The sequence below is a fragment of the Streptomyces sp. NBC_00443 genome, from assembly GCF_036014175.1.
Lineage (GTDB): Bacteria > Actinomycetota > Actinomycetes > Streptomycetales > Streptomycetaceae > Streptomyces.
Map to the genome: position 1 here is coordinate 1,878,783 of NZ_CP107917.1, position 19,643 is coordinate 1,898,425.

Annotated in this window: 19 protein-coding genes; 16 read left to right on the plus strand and 3 right to left on the minus strand. The window is 70.6% G+C overall.

Annotation, left to right across the window (positions count from 1 at the left end; translation table 11 throughout):
- Positions 1-41 precede the first annotated feature (41 nt).
- The 15 genes from OHO27_RS08465 (at position 42) to OHO27_RS08530 (ending at position 15,001) form a co-directional block, all read left to right on the plus strand.
- Positions 42-1,676 carry an acyl-CoA dehydrogenase family protein gene (locus OHO27_RS08465; RefSeq protein WP_328421854.1) on the plus strand — a complete coding sequence of 545 codons (1,635 nt, stop codon included), beginning with the start codon at positions 42-44 and terminating at the stop codon, positions 1,674-1,676.
- A 398-nt stretch (positions 1,677-2,074) separates the two neighbouring features.
- On the plus strand, positions 2,075-3,364 hold the full coding sequence (locus OHO27_RS08470; protein ID WP_328430382.1) for a GAF domain-containing protein: 1,290 nt from the start codon (positions 2,075-2,077) through the stop codon (positions 3,362-3,364).
- A gap of 144 nt (positions 3,365-3,508) precedes the next feature.
- Entirely contained in the window at positions 3,509-4,798 is a 1,290-nt protein-coding gene (locus OHO27_RS08475; RefSeq protein WP_328421856.1) for a hypothetical protein, read from the plus strand.
- 70 nt (positions 4,799-4,868) lie between these two features.
- The gene (locus OHO27_RS08480; protein WP_328421858.1) at positions 4,869-5,441 is read left to right on the plus strand and encodes a GNAT family N-acetyltransferase; all 573 of its coding nucleotides are present in this window, start codon (positions 4,869-4,871) and stop codon (positions 5,439-5,441) included.
- Positions 5,442-5,567: 126 nt separating this feature from the next.
- On the plus strand, positions 5,568-5,651 hold the full coding sequence (locus OHO27_RS43095; protein WP_349817346.1) for a putative leader peptide: 84 nt from the start codon (positions 5,568-5,570) through the stop codon (positions 5,649-5,651).
- Positions 5,652-5,779: 128 nt separating this feature from the next.
- A complete protein-coding gene (locus OHO27_RS08485; protein WP_328421860.1) occupies positions 5,780-7,477 on the plus strand; it encodes a nitrite/sulfite reductase in 1,698 nt (565 codons plus the stop codon).
- Complete coding sequence (locus OHO27_RS08490; protein ID WP_328421862.1) at positions 7,474-7,662, plus strand: hypothetical protein; 189 nt, start codon at positions 7,474-7,476, stop codon at positions 7,660-7,662. Before OHO27_RS08485 ends, OHO27_RS08490 begins: the two co-directional genes overlap by 4 nt.
- Positions 7,659-8,369, plus strand: coding sequence for a phosphoadenylyl-sulfate reductase (locus OHO27_RS08495; protein WP_328421864.1), 711 nt, complete (start codon positions 7,659-7,661; stop codon positions 8,367-8,369). Before OHO27_RS08490 ends, OHO27_RS08495 begins: the two co-directional genes overlap by 4 nt.
- A gap of 3 nt (positions 8,370-8,372) precedes the next feature.
- Positions 8,373-8,951 carry an adenylyl-sulfate kinase gene (gene cysC, locus OHO27_RS08500; protein WP_328421866.1) on the plus strand — a complete coding sequence of 193 codons (579 nt, stop codon included), beginning with the start codon at positions 8,373-8,375 and terminating at the stop codon, positions 8,949-8,951.
- Positions 8,948-9,895, plus strand: coding sequence for a sulfate adenylyltransferase subunit CysD (gene cysD, locus OHO27_RS08505; protein WP_328421868.1), 948 nt, complete (start codon positions 8,948-8,950; stop codon positions 9,893-9,895). Before cysC ends, cysD begins: the two co-directional genes overlap by 4 nt.
- 2 nt (positions 9,896-9,897) lie before the next feature.
- Positions 9,898-11,232, plus strand: coding sequence for a sulfate adenylyltransferase subunit 1 (locus OHO27_RS08510; RefSeq protein ID WP_328421870.1), 1,335 nt, complete (start codon positions 9,898-9,900; stop codon positions 11,230-11,232).
- 208 nt (positions 11,233-11,440) lie between these two features.
- Positions 11,441-12,541 (plus strand): aliphatic sulfonate ABC transporter substrate-binding protein, encoded by a 1,101-nt coding sequence (locus OHO27_RS08515; protein WP_328421872.1) that lies wholly within the window; start codon positions 11,441-11,443, stop codon positions 12,539-12,541.
- Between the two features lie 36 nt (positions 12,542-12,577).
- Positions 12,578-13,366 (plus strand): ABC transporter ATP-binding protein, encoded by a 789-nt coding sequence (locus OHO27_RS08520; RefSeq protein WP_328421874.1) that lies wholly within the window; start codon positions 12,578-12,580, stop codon positions 13,364-13,366.
- The gene (locus OHO27_RS08525; RefSeq protein ID WP_328421876.1) at positions 13,353-14,243 is read left to right on the plus strand and encodes an ABC transporter permease; all 891 of its coding nucleotides are present in this window, start codon (positions 13,353-13,355) and stop codon (positions 14,241-14,243) included. The genes OHO27_RS08520 and OHO27_RS08525 overlap by 14 nt, the downstream gene beginning before the upstream one ends.
- A gap of 5 nt (positions 14,244-14,248) precedes the next feature.
- Positions 14,249-15,001, plus strand: a complete 753-nt coding sequence (locus OHO27_RS08530) for a sirohydrochlorin chelatase (protein WP_328421878.1) — start codon at positions 14,249-14,251, stop codon at positions 14,999-15,001.
- Between the two features lie 9 nt (positions 15,002-15,010).
- On the opposite strand, the gene OHO27_RS08535 is transcribed toward OHO27_RS08530, so the two are convergent.
- The 3 genes from OHO27_RS08535 to OHO27_RS08545 are packed head-to-tail and all read right to left on the minus strand — an operon-like array spanning position 15,011 to position 16,993.
- Positions 15,011-16,075, minus strand: coding sequence for a ketopantoate reductase family protein (locus OHO27_RS08535; RefSeq protein ID WP_328421880.1), 1,065 nt, complete (start codon positions 16,073-16,075; stop codon positions 15,011-15,013).
- Between the two features lie 2 nt (positions 16,076-16,077).
- Positions 16,078-16,455 carry a nuclear transport factor 2 family protein gene (locus OHO27_RS08540; protein ID WP_328421882.1) on the minus strand — a complete coding sequence of 126 codons (378 nt, stop codon included), beginning with the start codon at positions 16,453-16,455 and terminating at the stop codon, positions 16,078-16,080.
- Positions 16,448-16,993, minus strand: coding sequence for a DUF1697 domain-containing protein (locus OHO27_RS08545; protein ID WP_328421884.1), 546 nt, complete (start codon positions 16,991-16,993; stop codon positions 16,448-16,450). The genes OHO27_RS08540 and OHO27_RS08545 overlap by 8 nt, the downstream gene beginning before the upstream one ends.
- Positions 16,994-17,316: 323 nt before the next feature.
- On the opposite strand from OHO27_RS08545, the gene OHO27_RS08550 reads away from it, so the two are divergent.
- The gene (locus tag OHO27_RS08550; RefSeq protein ID WP_328421886.1) at positions 17,317-19,584 is read left to right on the plus strand and encodes an MMPL family transporter; all 2,268 of its coding nucleotides are present in this window, start codon (positions 17,317-17,319) and stop codon (positions 19,582-19,584) included.
- Positions 19,585-19,643: the final 59 nt, after the last annotated feature.

Genomic DNA, 19,643 nt, shown 5'->3' on the forward strand with positions numbered 1-19,643 from the left:
GGGTGGCTATCAGCGTTCTGCGGAGGGGTAGGTTCACAGTCATGGCAGGCAGCACGCACACCGTGACCAACCAGCCCCCGCCCCTGGTCGGCTACGACGCCTACACCACCGATCAGGCCCTGAGCTCTGCCGTCGAGCGTCATCTCGCCCCTGAGCTGCTGGACGAGGTCCGAGGCGAGCTGTCGGGGCTCGGCAAGTCCTGCGGATCGGCGCAGGCGCAGGAGTGGGGGGCGCTGGCCAACGAGAACCCGCCGACGCTGCGCACCCACGACCGCTACGGCCACCGCATCGACGAGGTCGACTTCCATCCGTCCTGGCACCGGCTGCTCGGCAAGGGCGTCGCGGCGGGCCTGACCGCGGCCTGGGTGCGGCCGGGCGGGCATGTGCGGCGGGCGGCCGCGTTCCTGCTGTGGACGCAGGTCGAGGCCGGCAACTGCTGCCCGCTGTCCATGACCCACGCGGCGGTCCCGGCCCTGCGCACCGACCCCGACCTCGCCGCCGTGTGGGAACCGCGGCTGACGTCCATGATCTACGACCGTGAACTGCGGCCGGCCCGGCTCAAGGCCGGGGCCCTGTTCGGGATGGGCATGACGGAGAAGCAGGGCGGCAGCGACGTACGGGCCAACGCGACGGCCGCTCGTCCCCTGCCCGACGGGGAGTCGTACGAGCTGACCGGGCACAAGTGGTTCTGCTCGGCACCCATGTCGGACGGGTTCCTCGTGCTGGCGCAGGCACCGGGCGGCCTCACCTGCCTTCTCGTGCCGCGTGTGCTGGAGGACGGCACCCGCAACGTGTTCCGCATCCAGCGGCTCAAGGACAAGCTGGGCAACCGCTCGAACGCCTCCAGCGAGGTCGAGTTCGACGGGACGTGGGCGCGCCGGGTCGGTGAGGAGGGGCGCGGGGTGCGCACCATCATCGAGATGGTGGCCGCGACCCGGCTCGACTGTGTGCTGGGCTCGGCGGGGCTGATGCGGCAGGCGGTCGCGCAGGCGATCCACCACTGCACGCACCGCGAGGCGTTCGGCGGGAAGCTCGTCGACAAGCCGCTCATGCGCAACGTCCTGGCCGACCTGGCCGTCGAGTCCGAGGCGGCGACCACCCTCGCGCTGCGGCTCGCGGCCGCTTACGACGACGGCGGCGAGCAGGAGCGGGCGCTGCTGCGGATCGCGGTGCCGACCGCCAAGTACTGGGTCACCAAGCGGTGTACGCCGCTGACGGTCGAGGCGTCCGAGTGCCTGGGCGGCAACGGGTACGTGGAGGAGTCGGGGATGCCCCGGCTGGTGCGGGAGTCGCCGCTGAACTCGATCTGGGAGGGGGCGGGCAACGTCCAGGCGCTGGACGTGCTGCGGGCGTTGCAGCGGGAGCCCGCGGCGTTCAACGCCTATCTCCAGGAGGTCGGCAAAGCGCGCGGCGCCGACCACCGGCTGGACGTGGCCATCAAGGGCCTGCTGACCGAACTGGCCGATCTCGACGGCATCGAGGCCCGCGCCCGTCGCCTGACGGAGCGGCTCGCGCTGGTGCTCCAGGGTTCCCTGCTGGTCCGTTACGCACCCCCCGAGGTCGCCGACGCGTTCTGCGCCTCACGGTTGGGCGGCGACGGAGGTGCCGCCTTCGGAACCCTTCCGCACACCCTGGACCTCGGGTCGATCATGGAGCGAGCGCGGCCGGTGGCCTGAGAGGCTCAGCAATCCGGCCGAGGATGCGGCCGCCGACCTCAGGGGCGCTGGGCCGTACCGATATGCCGCTCCGCCGCGTGGGCGCGACCAGCCACAACGAACCCGCAGCCGCCAACGCACAGAAAGCCGCACCCCCTGTCGCGAACACGGCCCAACCGTCGGAGACAGGGGTGGTGCTGCGCCGACACGGCACCACCCCTGCGCTTGGCCCGTTCGAGGCCACGAACGCCGCTCGGGACGGCGTTGCTCAAGTCTCAATCAGGCCAGAGCCGTCCACCAGGGTTGCAAGGGGTTGCAACTTGTTGGCGACTGTGTGCGGAGTGTGTCCCTCCGCAAGCGTTGGGCGGCACTATGAGACACACAGTCAAGGCGTGCACGAGTCGAACCGGGAGGGACCCTTGGCGCTCTCGCCGACGGACGTGACACAGCTGGCCGTCGTGGACTCCGGGCGGGCCGCGCGGATGCTCAGCGAGGTCCGCGCCGCCACGCTCGCCGGACAGCGCGCTCCCGTCGCGCCGCGCCCGGTGATCGAGCAGTCCTGGGGCCGCATGCTGCGCAGCGGTGTCGACCCGGACCACGACGCCCGGTCCGGTCTGCTGTCCCGCGAGGAGGTGCAGCGGCGCCGGGAGACCACCGCGCTCAAGCATGTCCTGCCGGTGCTGCGCGAGGGTCTGCTGGCGGTGGCGGACATCGCCCACCACATCATGGTCGTCGCCGACGACGAGGGCCGGGTGCTGTGGCGGGAGGGCAACTCCTCCGTGCTGCGCAAGGCCGACAGCCTCGGGTTCGAACTCGGCGCCGACTGGCGGGAGAGCGTCGTCGGCACGAACGGGGTGGGCACGCCCGCGGTGGTGCGCCGGCCCGTACAGGTCTTCGCCTCCGAGCACTTCCAGCGCTCCCAGACCTCGTGGACCTGCACCGGCGCCCCCCTCACGGATCCGCGGGACGGCCGGCTGATCGGCGTTGTGGACGTCAGCGGGCCGCTGGAGACCATGCATCCGGCCACGCTCGCGTGGGTCGACTCGGTGGCCAAACTCGCCGAGGCCCGGCTGCGGGAGCTGCATCTGACCTCGCTTGAGCGGTTGCGCGCGGTGGCGGCGCCGGTGCTGGCGCGGCTGCCCGGGCGGGCCCTGGTGGTGGACCGGGACGGCTGGACCGCCGCGGTGAGCCAGATGCCGTACGCGAACCGGATCGCGCTGCCCAAGTCCCTGGCGCCGGGCCGACGGTGGCTGCCGCCGCTCGGCCTGTGCTCGGTGGAGCCGCTGGCGGGCGGCTGGCTGCTGCGGGACTCCGACGAGCCGGTGCCGCCCGGGGCGACGCGGATCGCGCTGGACCTGACACAGCCGCGCCGCTGGTCGGTGACGGTGTCCGGCAGTGCGGGCTCCTGGAGCCATGAACTGAGCCCCCGGCACGCCGAGTTGCTCTATCTGCTGGCCCTGCACCGGGCCGGCCGCAGTGCGGCGGGGCTGGCGGAGGACGTGTTCGGCGACCCGGGCCGTACGGTGACGGTGCGTGCCGAGATGTCGCGGGTACGGCGCTATCTCGCGGGCTTTCTGGAGCACCGGCCGTACCGCTTCCGCGAGGACACCGAGGTCGAGGTGCTGCTGCCGGACGAGCCGCGCGATCTGCTGCCGTATTCGACGGCGCCCGCGGTGGTGCGAGGTCGGATCTCGGCGGATCTGCCCTGACTGGCGTGTGTCTTCCGCATATTTACGGGGTCTTAGTCCGCAAGCGTGCCCATCTGCCGTAGCATCCCTGTACGGGCCGCCCCACCTGCTCCTTTGGTCAACGCACAGACCAATGGCAGCAGTTGGCCCGCCTCGGGAGGTTTGATGAAGCACCGCGGCAGACACCGTCGACGCAAGCAGGGCCGTGCCGTGCGCGCGTTCCTCGCCGGAACCGCCCTCGCGCTCACCGCAGCCGCCACGATGATCAGCGCCTCGCAGGCCACGATCGGTGACAACCCCGGGGCGCTGGAGCCTCTCACCCGGGCCTCCGACACCCGCGCGCTCCGCCTCCAGGAACAGCTGATGCCGCAGGCCACCCTCGACGAACTGGCCGCCGGGATGGGCAAGCCGGTGGGTGTCCGTGCCGTCCTGGAGACCGCCGACCGCAGCCTGCGCCGCGCGGACGGCTGTACGGCCGGCCGGCGCACCGCGCTGCCGGTCGCGCCGACGGCCTCGCGCGCGTACTGCTGGGACGCCGCCGACACCCGGGGGTGGCGGGCGGGGGCGGTCACCACCTCCGGGGACGCCGACGACGACGGCTGGTGGAACGACAACCGGGTGCTGCTCTCCGGCTGGAGTCAGGGCACCGCCGACCGGGGCCTCGCCCGGGTCGCCTTCGTCGACGCGAACGACCTGGCCCGCCTGAGGTACGCGTCGGCCCTTCTCGTCGTCCCGGTGGACGGTGGCCGCGACTACCGCGCCCTGAGTTCCCGCCTCTCCGGGATGGTCTGGTACCAGGACAAGCTGCTGGTGACCGCCGCCGACGGGCTGTACGTGTACGACATGAACCGCGTCCAGCGCGCCACGGTCGACAGCGCCGCGGTGGGCCGTGTGGACGAGGGCTGGTCGGCCCACGGCTACCGCTTCGTCCTGCCGGCCGTCGGTTCGTACCGACTGACCGGCGGGAGCGCCGCCCCGCGCCTCGGCGGCATCTCCCTGGACCGCAGCACGGCGCCCGACACCCTGGTCGCGAGCGAGTGGACCGCCGCCGACAGCGACCGGCCCGCCCGCCTGTGGCGCTACGACTTCAGCAAGGACCCGGCCCGCCCCGGCCTGCCGGCCGTCGACGCCACCGGAGCCGTGCGCACGGTCGAGGCGTACGAGACGGAGGCCTCCGGCATCGAGGGGGTCCTGTCGCACCGGGCGTCCGGAGCGGACCGCTCCGACTGGTACCTGGGCCGCGCCCCGGCCCCCACGGACCGCCACGGCAGTCTCTGGCGCCAGGACACCGAGGGAGCGGAGGCAACGCGCTGCGGCTCGGAGAACGCCCCCCGCTGCTGGGGCGCCCAGGCCGGCCCCCTGTCCTACTGGGAGGCCACGGGCGACGTCTGGTCCCAGTCGGGCCGGATGCTGTTCGCGGTGCCGCTGGAGTCGATCGACGCGGCGCTGGGGTAGCCGCCCGGCACGGGCGGCCCGCGTGGACGCCGATCGACAGACCCCGCACCCGGATGATTCCCTGGCCGTCATGACCAACATCCCCGTGACCACCTGGTCCCTGGAGCAGAACTCCCCCGCCGACCTCCTCCCGGCCGCCGCCCCGGACGGGGACGTGCGGATCGTGCGGGCCGAGGTGCCCTCTCCCGAGTTCAGCCGGTTTCTGTACGCGTCCGTGGGCGGGGACATCCAGTGGATCGACCGGCTCGGCTGGACGTATGCGCAGTGGCGGGAGCACCTGGAGCGTCCGGGCGTCGAGACGTGGGTCGCCTACGACCGCGGGACGCCGGCGGGGTATGTGGAGCTGGAGGCGCAGGACGACGGGGTCGTGGAGATCGTCTACTTCGGCCTGATTCCGGCCTTCCGCGGGCGGCGGATCGGTGGACATCTGCTGGCGTACGGCGCAGCCCGCGCCTGGGACCTGGCGGAACGCCGACCGGGGCTGGGCCGGACGAAGCGGGTGTGGGTGCATACCTGCAGCAAGGACGGGGAGCACGCCATGGACAACTACCTGCGCCGTGGCTTCACGCTCTTCGACACCAAGGTCGAGGAGGAGGCCGAGACGGCCACGCCCGGACCGTGGCCCGGGGCTTACCCTGGCTGAGCTGGGCAGAAACGGCCGATACGGGCCATGTGACCGACGACACCCTTGTCTCACTCTACGGGACAAGGGTGTCCGCATCTCGGACGAAGCTGGACTGTGTCCAGATCGCCGTGCCACGCTTCCGTCATGTCTGGAACTGGAATTGCCTTGGTGAGTCGGCGGCACGTCGACCTCGGCCGCATGTCCAGCGCCATCTGTCCGGTGCGCTGACAGCCTCGCAGCGCCCGACATCTCCCTCTTTTCGCTTCATTCCCGCGCAACGACGCGCTCCTATGCCCATGCGCCCGTACGCGCAGGTCAGAGCCGCATTCCCGCCTGTCCCGAAGGACGTAACCACCATGGCCGCCACCCCGCAGAAGCCTGCCGCCGCGACTCCCCGCCGCAAGGTGAGCCGTCACCGCGGTGAGGGTCAGTGGGCGATGGGGCACCACACCCCGCTCAACGGCAACGAACAGTTCAAGAAGGACGACGACGGTCTCAATGTGCGGACACGCATTGAGACGATCTACTCGAAGCGCGGCTTCGACTCGATCGACCCCAACGACCTGCGCGGACGTATGCGCTGGTGGGGTCTGTACACCCAGCGCAAGCCCGGGATCGACGGCGGCAAGACCGCGATCCTGGAGCCGGAGGAGCTGGACGACAAGTACTTCATGCTGCGCGTCCGGATCGACGGCGGCCGTCTCACCACGCGGCAGCTGCGGGTGATCGGCGAGATCTCGGAGGAGTTCGCGCGCGGCAGCGCGGACATCACCGACCGGCAGAACATCCAGCTGCACTGGATCCGCATCGAGGACGTGCCGGAGATCTGGGACCGGCTGGAGGCCGTCGGTCTGTCCACCACCGAGGCCTGCGGCGACTGCCCGCGTGTCGTCATCGGCTCGCCGGTCGCCGGTATCGCCGAGGACGAGATCATCGACGGCACCTGGGCGATCGACGAGATCCACGACCGCTACATCGGCAGCAAGGAATTCTCCAACCTGCCCCGCAAGTTCAAGACGGCGATCTCCGGTTCCCCGCTCCTCGACGTCGTCCACGAGATCAACGACGTGGCGTTCGTCGGTGTCGAGCACCCCGAGCACGGCCCCGGCTTCGACCTGTGGGTCGGCGGCGGCCTCTCCACCAACCCGAAGATCGGCGTCCGCCTCGGCGCCTGGGTGCCGCTGGAGGAGGTGCCGGAGGCCTGGGCGGGCGTGGTCGGCATCTTCCGGGACTACGGCTACCGGCGTCTGCGTACGCGCGCCCGTCTGAAGTTCCTGGTCGCCGACTGGGGCCCGGAGAAGTTCCGTCAGATCCTGGAGGACGACTACCTCGAGCGCAAGCTCGTCGACGGCCCCGCGCCGGCCGAGCCCACGGAGCGCTGGCGTGACCACGTCGGGGTGCACCGGCAGAAGGACGGCCGTTTCTACGTCGGTTTCGCGCCGCGCGTCGGCCGCGTCGACGGTGCCACGCTGACGAAGATCGCCGAGGTGGCGGAGGCGCACGGCTCCGGCCGGGTGCGGACCACCGTCGAACAGAAGATGATCGTCCTCGACGTCGAGGAAGCGCAGGTCGAGCCGCTGGTCGAGGCCCTGGAGGCACTGGACCTGACGGCCCGGCCGTCCGCCTTCCGGCGCGGCACCATGGCCTGCACCGGCATCGAGTACTGCAAGCTCGCCATCGTCGAGACCAAGGCGCGCGGCGCCGCCCTGATCGACGAGCTGGAGCGCCGGATCCCGGACTTCGACGAGCCGATCACCATCAACCTCAACGGCTGCCCGAACGCCTGCGCCCGTATCCAGGTCGCGGACATCGGTCTCAAGGGGCAGCTGGTCCTGAACGACGAGGGCGAGCAGGTCGAGGGCTACCAGGTGCACCTCGGCGGCGCGCTCGGTCTGCAGGCCGGTTTCGGGCGCAAGGTGCGTGGCCTGAAGGTCACCTCGGACGAGCTGCCCGACTACGTCGAGCGGGTCCTCAAGCGCTTCCAGGACGAGCGCGAGGACGGCGAGCGCTTCGCCGCCTGGGTCACCCGCGCGTCCGAGGAGGCCCTCTCATGAGCGAGCGGGCCGCCCCCTTCTACTGCCCCTACTGCGGCGACGAGGACCTCCGGCCGAGTGAAGCCTTGGAGGGCAGCCACGGTGCATGGGAATGCGCGGCGTGCAACCGCGCATTCCAGTTGAAGTTCCTCGGGCTGCTCGCCCGGGGCCTTCAGCACAACGACGCAGGGGGCGAGGAGATATGACCGCGATTCAGGAAGAGCGCACGACAGAGGATCTCAAGGCGCTCGCCGAGCAGGCGGGCCGTGATCTGGAGGACGCCTCCGCGCTGGAGATCCTCCAGTGGGCCGCCGGTACCTTCGGCAAGCGCTTCTGTGTGACCTCCTCGATGGAGGACGCGGTGGTCGCCCACCTCGCCTCCCGCGCGATGCCCGGCGTCGACGTCGTGTTCCTGGACACCGGCTACCACTTCGAGGAGACCATCGGCACCCGCGACGCGGTCGAGGCCGTGATGGACGTCAACGTCATCACGCTCACCCCTCGCCAGACGGTCGCCGAGCAGGACGCGCAGTACGGGCCCAAGCTGCACGACCGCGACCCCGACCTGTGCTGCAAGCTGCGCAAGGTCGAGCCGCTGGAGCGGGGCCTGAAGGGCTATCTGGCCTGGGCGACGGGGCTGCGCCGCGACGAGTCGCCGAGCCGGGCGAACACCCCGGTCGTCGGCTGGGACGACAAGCGCCAGAAGGTGAAGGTCTCCCCGATCGCCCGCTGGACCCAGGACGACGTGGACGCGTATGTCACCGAACACGGTGTCCTGACCAACCCGCTGCTGATGGACGGTTACGCCTCGGTCGGATGCGCCCCCTGCACCCGCCGGGTGCTGCAGGGCGAGGACGCGCGCTCCGGCCGCTGGGCGGGCAGCGCCAAGACCGAGTGCGGGCTGCACGGCTGACCCATGACTGAGCTTTCTACGTTTCCTGCGAGTGGGGAGAACCACGTGACGAGCGGAGCCACCGTCTGGCTCACGGGTCTGCCGAGCGCCGGCAAGACCACCATCGCCTACGAACTGGCCGGCCGGCTCCGCGCGGAGGGCCACCGCGTCGAGGTGCTCGACGGCGACGAGATCCGCGAGTTCATCTCGGCGGGCCTCGGCTTCAGCCGCGAGGACCGGCACACCAACGTGCAGCGCATCGGCTTTGTGGCCGAACTGCTCGCGCGTAACGGCGTGAAGGCGCTCGTCCCGGTGATCGCGCCCTACGCCGACAGCCGCGAGGCGGTGCGCAAGCGCCACCAGGAGGGCGGGACGCCGTACCTGGAGGTGCATGTGGCCACTCCGGTCGACGTGTGCTCCGTACGCGATGTGAAGGGGCTGTACGCCAAGCAGGCGGCGGGCGAGCTGAGTGGCCTGACCGGGGTCGACGACCCGTACGAGGCACCCGAGTCGCCCGATCTGCGCATCGAGTCCCAGAACCAGACCGTCCAGGAATCCGCGGGCGCGGTCCGCGCGCTGCTCACCGAGAGGGGACTGGCATGACGACGACCGTAGCCACGGTCAAGGGAGGCGAGGACGGTACGGACTCCCCGTACGCCCTCTCCCACCTGGACGCGCTGGAGTCCGAGGCCGTCCACATCTTCCGTGAGGTGGCGGGGGAGTTCGAGCGGCCGGTGATCCTGTTCTCCGGCGGCAAGGACTCCATCGTCATGCTGCACCTGGCGCTGAAGGCATTCGCTCCCGCGGCGATCCCGTTCACGCTGCTGCATGTCGACACCGGGCACAACTTCCCCGAGGTCATCGAGTACCGCGACCGCACGGTCGAGAAGCACAACCTGCGGCTGCACGTCGCGTCGGTGCAGGACTACATCGACCGGGGTGCGCTCAAGGAGCGCCCGGACGGCACCCACAACCCGCTGCAGACGGTGCCGCTGACGGAGAAGATCCAGAGCGAGAGGTTCGACGCAGTCTTCGGCGGCGGACGCCGGGACGAGGAGAAGGCACGGGCCAAGGAGCGGGTGTTCAGCCTGCGGGACGAGTTCTCGCAGTGGGACCCGCGCCGCCAGCGGCCCGAGCTGTGGAACCTCTACAACGGCCGCCACGCGCCCGGCGAACACGTGCGCGTGTTCCCGCTGTCCAACTGGACCGAACTGGACGTGTGGCAGTACATCGCCCGCGAGGGCATCGAGCTGCCGGACATCTACTTCGCGCACGAGCGTGACGTGTTCGCCCGCAACGGCATGTGGCTGACGGCCGGCGAGTGGGGCGGGCCCAAGGACGGCGAGACCGTCGAGAAGCGGCTCATCCGCTACCGCACCGTCGGCGACATGTCCTGCACGGGCGCCGTGGATTCGGACGCGGTGACCCTGGAGCAGGTCATCACCGAGATCGCCGCGTCCCGGCTCACCGAGCGCGGCGCCACCCGCGCCGACGACAAGATGTCCGAGGCCGCGATGGAAGACCGTAAGCGCGAGGGGTACTTCTAAGCATGAGCACGATCACGACCGAGGAGCTCTCGGCCACCACCCTGCTGCGGTTCGCGACGGCCGGTTCCGTCGACGACGGCAAGTCGACGCTGGTGGGCCGGCTGCTGCACGACTCCAAGTCGGTGCTGACCGACCAGTTGGAGGCCGTGGAGCACGCCTCCCGCAACCGCGGCCAGGACGCCCCCGACCTCGCACTGCTCACCGACGGCCTCCGCGCCGAGCGGGAGCAGGGCATCACCATCGACGTGGCCTACCGCTACTTCGCCACCCCGCGGCGCCGGTTCATCCTCGCCGACACCCCCGGCCACGTGCAGTACACCCGCAACATGGTCACGGGCGCGTCGACGGCGGAGCTGACGGTGATCCTGGTCGACGCCCGTAACGGTGTCGTCGAGCAGACCCGCCGGCACGCCGCGATCGCCGCGCTGCTGCGGGTGCCGCACGTCGTGCTCGCCGTGAACAAGATGGACCTGGTCGACTACCAGGAGCCCGTGTTCGCCGCGATCGCCGAGGAGTTCACGGCGTACGCGCTCGAGCTGGGTGTCCCGGAGATCACCGCGATCCCGATCTCGGCGCTGGCCGGCGACAACGTGGTGGACCCGTCCGCGAACATGGACTGGTACGGCGGCCCGACCTTCCTGGAGCACCTCGAGACGGTGCCGGTCACCCACGACCTGAGCCACTGCCACGCGCGACTGCCCGTGCAGTACGTGATCCGGCCGCAGAGCGCCGAGCACCCCGACTACCGCGGCTACGCCGGGCAGATCGCCGCCGGTTCGTTCCGGGTCGGCGAGTCGGTGACGGTGCTGCCGTCGGGCCGTAAGTCGAAGATCTCCGGTATCGACCTGCTGGGCGAGCCCGTCGACATCGCCTGGACCACCCAGTCGGTGACCCTCCTGCTGGAGGACGACATCGACATCTCGCGCGGTGACCTGATCGTGCCGGCCAAGGACGCGCCCGCGACCACGCAGGACATCGAGGCCACCGTCTGCCATGTCGCCGACGCCGCACTGACCGTCGGCCACCGGGTGCTGCTCAAGCACGGCACCCGCACGGTCAAGGCGATCGTCAAGGACATCCCGTCCCGGCTCACCCTCGACGACCTGTCCCTGCACCCGCACCCCGGGCAGCTCGTCGCCAACGACATCGGCCGCGTCAAGATCCGCACCGCCGAGCCGCTGCCCGTCGACTCCTACGCCGACTCCCGCCGCACCGGCTCGTTCATCCTGATCGACCCCAGCGACGGCACGACGTTGACCGCGGGCATGGTCGGCGAGTCGTTCGCCGCGCCGGAGCCGGTCAAGGACGAGGCCGACGACGACGGGTGGGACTTCTGACATGAAGCCCCTCGACTACTTCTCCACGTTCGCGAAGGAGGGCGGCCGCGTCGGCAGCGGCGCCCTCGGGAGCGGGCAGGGCGGAGTGCCGCGATGTGTGCGCTGACCTGCGTGCACCATATGCGCGCCGCTCCGGACGAACCTGCCGACCCCCCGGCCACGACCTGATACGGGCGTGAGCGCCGGGCCACCGAGAGGAACACCTCCCGTGCCTGCCACCCCCGCCCTGCGACGGACCCTCGCCGCCCTGGCCACGCTACCGCTGCTGGCCCTCGCGGCCTGCGGCTACGGCTCGCAGGCCAAGGAGAACACCGAGCAGGCCATCGCGGGGGCGCCCAAGGTCGACGGCCTGGACTCGGTGAAGATCGGCTACTTCGGGAACCTCACCCACGCCACCGCGCTGGTGGGCCGGCACGAGGGGCTGTTCCAGAAGGAGCTGGGCGGCACGACGGCTCAGTACTCCACGTTCAACGCCGGCCCCTCCGAGATCGAGGCGCTGAACTCCGGCTCCATCGACATCGGCTGGATCGGCCCGAGCCCCGCGATCAACGGCTACATCAAGTCGGGCGGGAAGAACCTGCGGGTCATCTCCGGGTCGGCCTCCGGCGGGGTGAAGCTCGTGGTCGACCCCGAGAAGGTCAAGTCCCTGAAGGACGTCAAGGGCAAGAAGATCGCGACGCCGCAGCTCGGCAACACGCAGGATGTCGCGTTCCTCAACTGGATCTCCGAGCAGGGCTGGCAGGTCGACGCGGAGAGCGGTCAGGGTGACGTCTCCGTCGTCCGCACCGACAACAAGATCACACCGGACGCGTACAAGTCCGGCTCGATCGACGGCGCGTGGGTGCCCGAGCCGACCGCGTCCAAGCTGGTCGCCGAGGGCGGCAAGGTGCTCCTTGACGAGGCCGACCTGTGGCCCGACAAGAAGTTCGTGATCACGAACGTGATCGTGTCGCAGAGCTTCCTGAAGGAGCACCCGAAGGCCGTGGAGGCCGTCCTGCGCGCCTCGGTGAAGGCGAACAAGTGGATCGACGCGAACCCGGACAAGGCGAAGACCGCGGCGAACGCGCAGCTCAAGGCCGACACCGGCAAGCCGCTGCCCACCGACGTGCTGGACCCGGCGTGGCAGTCCATCCAGGTCACCGACGACCCGCTCGCCGCCACGCTGAACACCGAGGCCCAGCACGCGGTCAAGGCGGGTCTGCTGCAGCAGCCGGACCTGACCGGCATCTACGACCTGGCCCCACTGAACAAGGTCCTCAAGGCCGAGGGCGAACCCGAAGTCGACGACGCCGGCCTCGGCGTCAAGTAACCACCGCACCCGATGAGTTCACAGGAGGTGACGACCATGGCAACCGCCCTCGCCAAGGCCCCCGACACGGTTACGTCCGTGGAGCACGCCGCGCGTATCGAGCATGTCTCGAAGTCCTTCGCCGGCCCCGCCGGGCAGCAGCTCGTCCTCGACGACATCACGCTCGATGTCGCACCCGGCGAGTTCGTCACCCTCCTCGGGGCATCCGGCTGCGGCAAGTCGACGCTGCTCAACCTCGTCGCCGGTCTGGACAAGCCCAGCGCGGGCGGCATCACGACCGACGGCCGCCCGGCGCTGATGTTCCAGGAGCACGCGCTCTTCCCGTGGCTGACCGCGGGCAAGAACATCGAACTCGCCCTCAAGCTCAGGGGCGTACCCAAGAACGAGCGCCGCGAGCGCGCCGGGGAACTCCTCGAACTCGTCCGCCTCAAGGGCGCGCACGGCAAGAGGGTGCACGAGCTGTCCGGCGGTATGCGCCAGCGCGTGGCCCTGGCCCGTGCGCTCGCCCAGGACAGCAAGCTGCTGCTGATGGACGAGCCGTTCGCCGCACTGGACGCCATCACCCGTGACGTCCTGCATGACGAGCTGACCCGCATCTGGCGCGAGACGCAGGTCTCCGTCCTGTTCGTCACGCACAACGTGCGCGAGGCGGTCCGCCTGGCCCAGCGTGTGGTGCTGCTGTCCTCGCGGCCCGGCCGGATCGCGCGGGAGTGGACGGTGGACATTCCGCATCCGCGTCGTATCGAGGACACCGCGGTCGCCGAGCTGTCCGTCGAGATCACCGAAGAACTGCGTGGGGAGATCCGCCGCCATGGCCAGCACTGACACCACAGCCAAGGACGGCAACGATCTCGCCGGACTCGAAGCCGGCCTGGACGCCCTGGAGACGGTCCAGACGGGACGGATGCCGTTCCGGAAGACCCTGACGCAGAAGATCCTGCCGCCCGTCGCCGCCGTCGCCCTGGTGCTGGTGGTCTGGCAACTGCTGATCTCCACCGGCATCGCCGACGACCCGACGAAGCTGCCCTCACCGTCCGACGTGTGGGGCGAGCTGCGTGAGGCGTGGCTTCAGGGCACCCTCCACGAGTACATCTGGACGTCCGTCTCACGCGGCCTGCTCGGCTTCCTGCTCGCCCTCGCGATCGGCACGCCGCTCGGTCTGCTGGTGGCCCGGGTGCGGTTCGTGCGGGCGGCGATAGGGCCGATCCTGTCCGGTCTGCAGTCCCTCCCCTCGGTCGCCTGGGTACCGCCCGCGGTGATCTGGCTGGGCCTGAACGACAAGATGATGTTCGCGGTGATCCTGCTCGGCGCGGTCCCCTCCATCGCCAACGGCCTCGTCTCTGGCGTCGACCAGGTGCCGCCGCTGTTCCTGCGCGCGGGCCGCACACTGGGCGCCACCGGGCTCAAGCACACCTGGCACATCGTGATGCCGGCCGCGCTGCCCGGCTACCTGGCCGGCCTGAAGCAGGGCTGGGCCTTCTCCTGGCGGTCACTCATGGCCGCGGAGATCATCGCCTCCTCCCCCGACCTCGGAGTGGGGCTGGGCCAGCTGCTGGAGAACGGCCGCAACACCAGCTCCATGTCCATGGTCTTCTTCGCCATCCTCCTCATCCTGATCGTCGGCATCGCCATCGACCTGCTCATCTTCAGCCCCCTGGAGCGGTCGGTCCTGCGCAGCCGCGGTCTGCTGCCAAGGAGCTGACGCCTGTGTTCACGAAGCCGGTTCTTCTCGTCATCGCCCACGGCAGCCGCGACCCGCGGCACGCCGCGACGGTGCATGCCCTGGTACGCCGGGTGCGCTCGCTGCGCCCGGACGTACGGGTGGAGACCGGCTTCCTGGACTTCAACATCCCGTCCGTGCAGGGGGTGCTGGAGTCGCTGGCGGCGGAGGGCGTGCGGGACGTCGTGGCCCTGCCCCTGCTGCTGACGCGCGCGTTCCACGCGAAGGCCGACATCCCCGCGGTGCTGCGGGACGCGCCGCACCGGCTGCGGATCCGCCAGGCGGAGGTGCTGGGCCCGTCGCCGCTGCTGATGGCGGCGCTGGAACGGCGTCTGTACGAGGCGGGTCTGACGCCCGCCGACAAGTCCTCGACCGGGGTCGTGCTGGCCTCGGCGGGGTCCACCGACCCGGAGGCGATCGCAGTGATCGCAGAAATCGCGCGGGAGTGGCGGCACACCGGTTGGTGCGCCGTGCGGCCTGCGTTCGCCTCCGCCGGTTCTCCCGCGGGGTTCCCCCGCACCGAGGACGCGGTACGCGAGCTGCGCGAACTCGGCTGCGAGCGGGTGGCCGTGGCGCCGTACGTCCTGGCGCCCGGCTTCCTGCCCGACCGCATCGCGCGGGGCGCGGCCGAGGCGGACGTCCTGGCGGACGTGCTCGGCGCGGCGCCCGAAGTGGCGCGGGTACTGCTGGAGCGGTACGAAGCGGCGCGGGTGCCGGCGCTTGCGGCCGTCGGCGCCTGAGCCAAGCCCTCAGCCGAAGAGTCCGGCCTCGTCCTCGCCCGATCCCTGGACCGCCGTCTCGTCGGCCAGCCGCACCAGCTCCCCCACCGGCATCGACCCCGGCGCCCGTCGCTCGCGCGCGAACGTGTTGGCGAGGCGTTGGAGGAGGTCGTTCAGCGGGGTCGGTACGCCGTGCAGGCGGCCCAGCAGTGCGATCTCGCCGTTGAGGTAGTCGGCCTCGATGGTGCCGGTGCCCCGGGTCAGGGACTGCCAGGAGGAGCCGCCGCCGCGCGGGGCGCCGTCGAGGGGGACGAGGGTGACCTTGTCGCCCCGTACGGCCTGCTGTTCCTCGGCGCTCACGTACGGGATCCCCGCGGCGTCGAGCACGGCCGCGCCCTCGGCCCGCACCCGCCGGAACAGCGCCGCGGCCTCCTCGCTGTCGACGGGGCCGGTCACCGCCTCCAGGGCGTTGCCGAGGTTGGACAGCAGCTTGGCGTACTGCCAGCGCGCCACGTCCGCGACGACCGGTGCCTCGAAGTGCGACTTCTCCAGGTCGGCGGCGATGAGGCGGGCGGTCTCATCGGTGTCGTGCGGATGGACGACGGGGGTGTGCCAGACGGGCCCCAGGTGCAGGATGCCGGTGAGGGGGCTGCCGGCCGCGGAGACGACGCCGGGTTCGACGTACGTCGACGGCAGCCAGACGCAGACGCCGTACACCCGCCGGAACACCCGCAGGGCGAGGCGCTGGCTCTCGACGCCGTTCTGCGCGCAGATCAGGGGCAGCCGCTCGGCGGCCGTTCCGCCGCCCGTGACCGGAACGGGTCCCCACGTCTGCAGCGCGGCCGTGCTGTCCTGCGTCTTCACGGCGAGGACGAGGACGTCGTCGGGGCGGAGCTCCCCGAGCGCGGCCGGTCCGTCGACGACCGGCGGCCGGTGGGTCAGCTCGCCCTCGGGCACCCTGAGGCGCAGGCCGCGGTCCCGTAGGGCCTCGAAGTGGGCACCCCGAGCGACCAGCACGACCTCGTGCCCCGCGCCTGCGAGCCGGCCGCCTATGACGCCGCCGACGGCTCCGGCACCGATGATGACGTAGCGCACGGTCACTCTCCCTCGGGGTGGAACGGCGTTCCCTGGTGGAAGTACATCTGCCATCCCTCGTCGGTCCGCCGCCACAGTGAACTGCGGTGGGCCCTGCGGCCGTTGTTCTCCGTGTCGAAGGTGAGGTGGACGACGTCGGGGGCCAGCTGGACGCCGTCCATCCTGGAGACCACGGCAGGTCGGGGTCCGGGGTCCTCGCCCGCGATCAGGGCCTCGATGATCGACGTCCGGTCCCAGTCCCGCCCCGACGCGCCGAACTCCCGGAACTGCGGGTGCAGCAGCTCGGCGAGCAGTTCCGGGGAGGACCGTACCTCCGGCTGGAGCAGGCGCAGTTCGCGCTCGATGGCGGCTTCCACGGCGGTGGTCCGGACGTCAGTCACTGGTCATCTCCACAAGTTTTACGACCGTGTTCCAGTTGCGGCTGGTGGCGATCAAACCCTTGTTGAGCCGGGGCCGCGACAGAATTTCGGCGAGCTTGGAGCGGCCCAGGCCGTTCGGGGCGTACAGGTACACCGCGCGGTCGCCGATGCGGAACTCCTCCGGGAGGTAGGCGGCCTGGTCGATCTCCGCGAACCGCTCGGCGTCGACCGGGGCGGAGCAGTAGGTGACGTGGAGCTGCTTCCCCTCCAACTCGGCTGCGGGGAACGGGCAGTTGTCGGCTATGGTCCTCAGGTAGGCGTGGTCGCGCACGATCACGTCCACGGCGAAGCCGAAGTGCTTCTCGATCGCCGACGCGAGCTCCACGGCCAGGGACTCCTCGTCGCCGTGGTCGGCGGCGAACACCGCCTGGCCGCTCTGGAGGTAGGTGCGTACGCCGTCGTGCCCGAGGCCGGTCATCAGGGTGCGCAGGTCGGCCATCGGGACTTTTCTGCTGCCGCCCACGTTGATTCCGCGCAGCAGCGCCGCATACGTCGTCATCCGGCCACCTTAAGGCGATCCGGTCGCGCCCAGGCGGCCGTCGTGCCCCGTGGGGTGGGCACGACGGCTGCCCGGATCCGTAAGTTACTTACCGGTCAGCATCGAGCACAAGCTTTTCGGCCCTGATCGTCATCCCCGACACCACCGGATAGGTGTAGGGACCCTCATCCTCCCCAGTGGGGAGGGCCCCCGGGCCAGGGGGATGAGGTCTGCCCTCTGCCTTTCACCGAGCAGCACGACGAGATGGCTTTATCCGGCCCATACCTTCGAAACGAAAGGAGGCGGCAGGGGGCCGCCACCGCAACCAAGGGGGCAAGCCCGTCATGGGTAACGGAGACATACGCGTGCGGGGCCTCGCCGCCCGCGCCGGCGGCTGGAGCGCCCGCCATCGATGGGCTGCCGTCGGCATCTGGGTGCTGTTCGTCGTGCTGGCCATGGGCCTCGGTTCGGCGGCCGGCCGGGTCGACGTCAAGGACAGCGACCAGCTGAAGGGCGAGACGCACACCGCCGCCAAGATCATCGAGGATGCCGGCATCGAGGAGCCGGCCAGTGAGACCGTCCTGGTCCAGGCCAAGGGCGGTTCGCTCAAGGCGACCGACAGCGAGTTCCGGAGCGCCGTCACCGCGGTCGTCAAGGCGGTCGAGGGCACCGGCAAGGTCACGGACGTGACATCGCCGTACGACACGCAGACGATCTCGAAGGACGGGCGCAGCGCGCTCGTGCAGTTCGACATCCGCGGCGACTCGGACACCGCGGGTGAGCGTGTGGAGCCGGTGCTGAAGGCGGTCGAGGACGTACAGAAGGACCATGAGTCGCTGCGGATCGAGGAGATCGGCGGCGCCAGCATGATGAAGACGTTCGACGACGCGTTCGGGGACGACTTCCAGAAGGCCGAGTACTCCGCGGTGCCGGTGGCCCTCGGCATTCTGCTCATCGCCTTCGGCGCGCTGGTGGCGGCCCTGCTGCCGGTGCTGCTGGCGGTCACCGCGATCATGGCGACGATGGGCGTGATGGGCATCGTCAGCCATGTCATGCCGATGAGCGACACCGCGAACTCGGTGATGCTGCTGGTCGGCCTGGCCGTCGGCGTCGACTACTGCCTGTTCTATCTGCGCCGGGAGCGCGAGGAGCGCGAGGCCGGCCGGGACGCGCAGACCGCACTGCAGGTCGCCGCCGCCACCAGCGGCCGGGCGATCATCGTCTCCGGTGTCACGGTGTGCGTGGCGATGGCGGGCATGCTGTTCACCGGTCTCGCCGAGTTCGAGGCGATGGGCCTGGCCTCTCTGATGGTCGTGGCGGTCGCCATGGTCGGGTCGGTGACGGTGCTTCCGGCGCTGCTGTCGCTGCTGGGCGAGCGCGTCGAGAAGGGCAAGATCCCCTTCCTGCACCCGCAGAGCAAGCTCCGTCGCAACCGGGGGCAGGGCAACCGCGAGAGCCGGTTCTGGACGGCCGTGCTGAAGGGCGTCCTCGCCCGGCCGGTCATCTCGGTCGTCGTCGCGGCGGGTGCGCTGCTCGCCATCGCGGCTCCCGCCGTCGGCATGAAGACCCAGAACCTCACGCTGGACCAGGAGTTCGGTGACTCGCTGCCGATCGTGCAGACGTACAACCGCGTCAACGAGGCCTTCCCGGGCGGTTCCGAGCCGGCCGAGGTGGTCGTCAAGGCGAACGACATCAACGCTCCCGAAGTGAAGTCCGCCCTCGCCGACTTCCGTGAGCGGGCGATCAGTTCGGGTGCCTCGCGCGGCCCGGTCGAGATCAAGCTGCACGACGATCAGAACGTCGCCTTCGTCTACGTCCCGCTGGTCGGCGGCTCCGACCTCGACAAGGCGGGCGCGAGCCTGGACAAGCTGCGCGACGACGTACGCCCGGCCACCCTGGGCAAGGTGGACGGCGTCGAGGCGCCGATCACCGGACAGGTCGCCGGCTCGAAGGACTTCAACGACCAGCTGGCCGGAGCGGTCGTCCCGGTCTTCGCGTTCGTCGTGGTCTTCGCCTTCGGGCTGATGCTGCTGTCCTTCCGCTCGCTGACGATCGCGATCACCTCGATCGTGCTGAACCTGCTGTCGGTGGGCGCGGCGTACGGCATCCTCGTCGGTGTCTTCCAGCACGGCTGGGGCGCGTCGCTGGTGGGCGCGGAGGGCGTCGGCGCCATCATCACCTGGCTGCCGCTGTTCCTCTTCGTGATCCTGTTCGGCCTGTCGATGGACTACCACGTGTTCGTGGTCTCGCGCATCCGCGAGGCGCGGCTGCGCGGCCGTACGACGAAGGACGCGATCCAGCACGGCGTGGTCACCACGGCCGGTGTCGTCACCAGCGCCGCGGTCATCATGGTCGCCGTGTTCGCGATCTTCGGCACGCTGTCGATGCAGTCCATGAAGCAGATGGGCGTCGGCCTCGCGGCGGCGGTCCTCATCGACGCGACGATCATCCGGGGCGTCCTGCTCCCGGCCGTCATGGCTCTCCTCGGCGAGCGCAACTGGTACTTCCCGAAGTGGCTGAACCGCCTGCCGGACCTCACCCACGACGAGGCACCGGAGGCCGTGACGCGAAGTGCGGCTCGGGACGACGAGGGCGAGCGGGTGCCCGTCTGATCCGCCTGATCTGCCTGTCCTGAGAGTGGGGCCCGTCGACTCCGGGGGAGTCGACGGGC

Coding starts and splice junctions, on each gene's coding strand:
- cysC (WP_328421866.1), top strand. CDS start 8,373: ATGACTGAGCTTTCTACGTTTCCTGCGAGTGGGGAGAACCACGTGACG.
- OHO27_RS08510 (WP_328421870.1), top strand. CDS start 9,898: ATGAGCACGATCACGACCGAGGAGCTCTCGGCCACCACCCTGCTGCGG.
- OHO27_RS43095 (WP_349817346.1), top strand. CDS start 5,568: ATGTCTGGAACTGGAATTGCCTTGGTGAGTCGGCGGCACGTCGACCTC.
- OHO27_RS08485 (WP_328421860.1), top strand. CDS start 5,780: ATGGCCGCCACCCCGCAGAAGCCTGCCGCCGCGACTCCCCGCCGCAAG.
- OHO27_RS08525 (WP_328421876.1), top strand. CDS start 13,353: ATGGCCAGCACTGACACCACAGCCAAGGACGGCAACGATCTCGCCGGA.
- OHO27_RS08545 (WP_328421884.1), bottom strand. CDS start 16,993: ATGACGACGTATGCGGCGCTGCTGCGCGGAATCAACGTGGGCGGCAGC.
- OHO27_RS08520 (WP_328421874.1), top strand. CDS start 12,578: ATGGCAACCGCCCTCGCCAAGGCCCCCGACACGGTTACGTCCGTGGAG.
- OHO27_RS08465 (WP_328421854.1), top strand. CDS start 42: ATGGCAGGCAGCACGCACACCGTGACCAACCAGCCCCCGCCCCTGGTC.
- OHO27_RS08490 (WP_328421862.1), top strand. CDS start 7,474: ATGAGCGAGCGGGCCGCCCCCTTCTACTGCCCCTACTGCGGCGACGAG.
- OHO27_RS08495 (WP_328421864.1), top strand. CDS start 7,659: ATGACCGCGATTCAGGAAGAGCGCACGACAGAGGATCTCAAGGCGCTC.
- OHO27_RS08550 (WP_328421886.1), top strand. CDS start 17,317: ATGGGTAACGGAGACATACGCGTGCGGGGCCTCGCCGCCCGCGCCGGC.
- cysD (WP_328421868.1), top strand. CDS start 8,948: ATGACGACGACCGTAGCCACGGTCAAGGGAGGCGAGGACGGTACGGAC.
- OHO27_RS08475 (WP_328421856.1), top strand. CDS start 3,509: ATGAAGCACCGCGGCAGACACCGTCGACGCAAGCAGGGCCGTGCCGTG.
- OHO27_RS08480 (WP_328421858.1), top strand. CDS start 4,869: ATGACCAACATCCCCGTGACCACCTGGTCCCTGGAGCAGAACTCCCCC.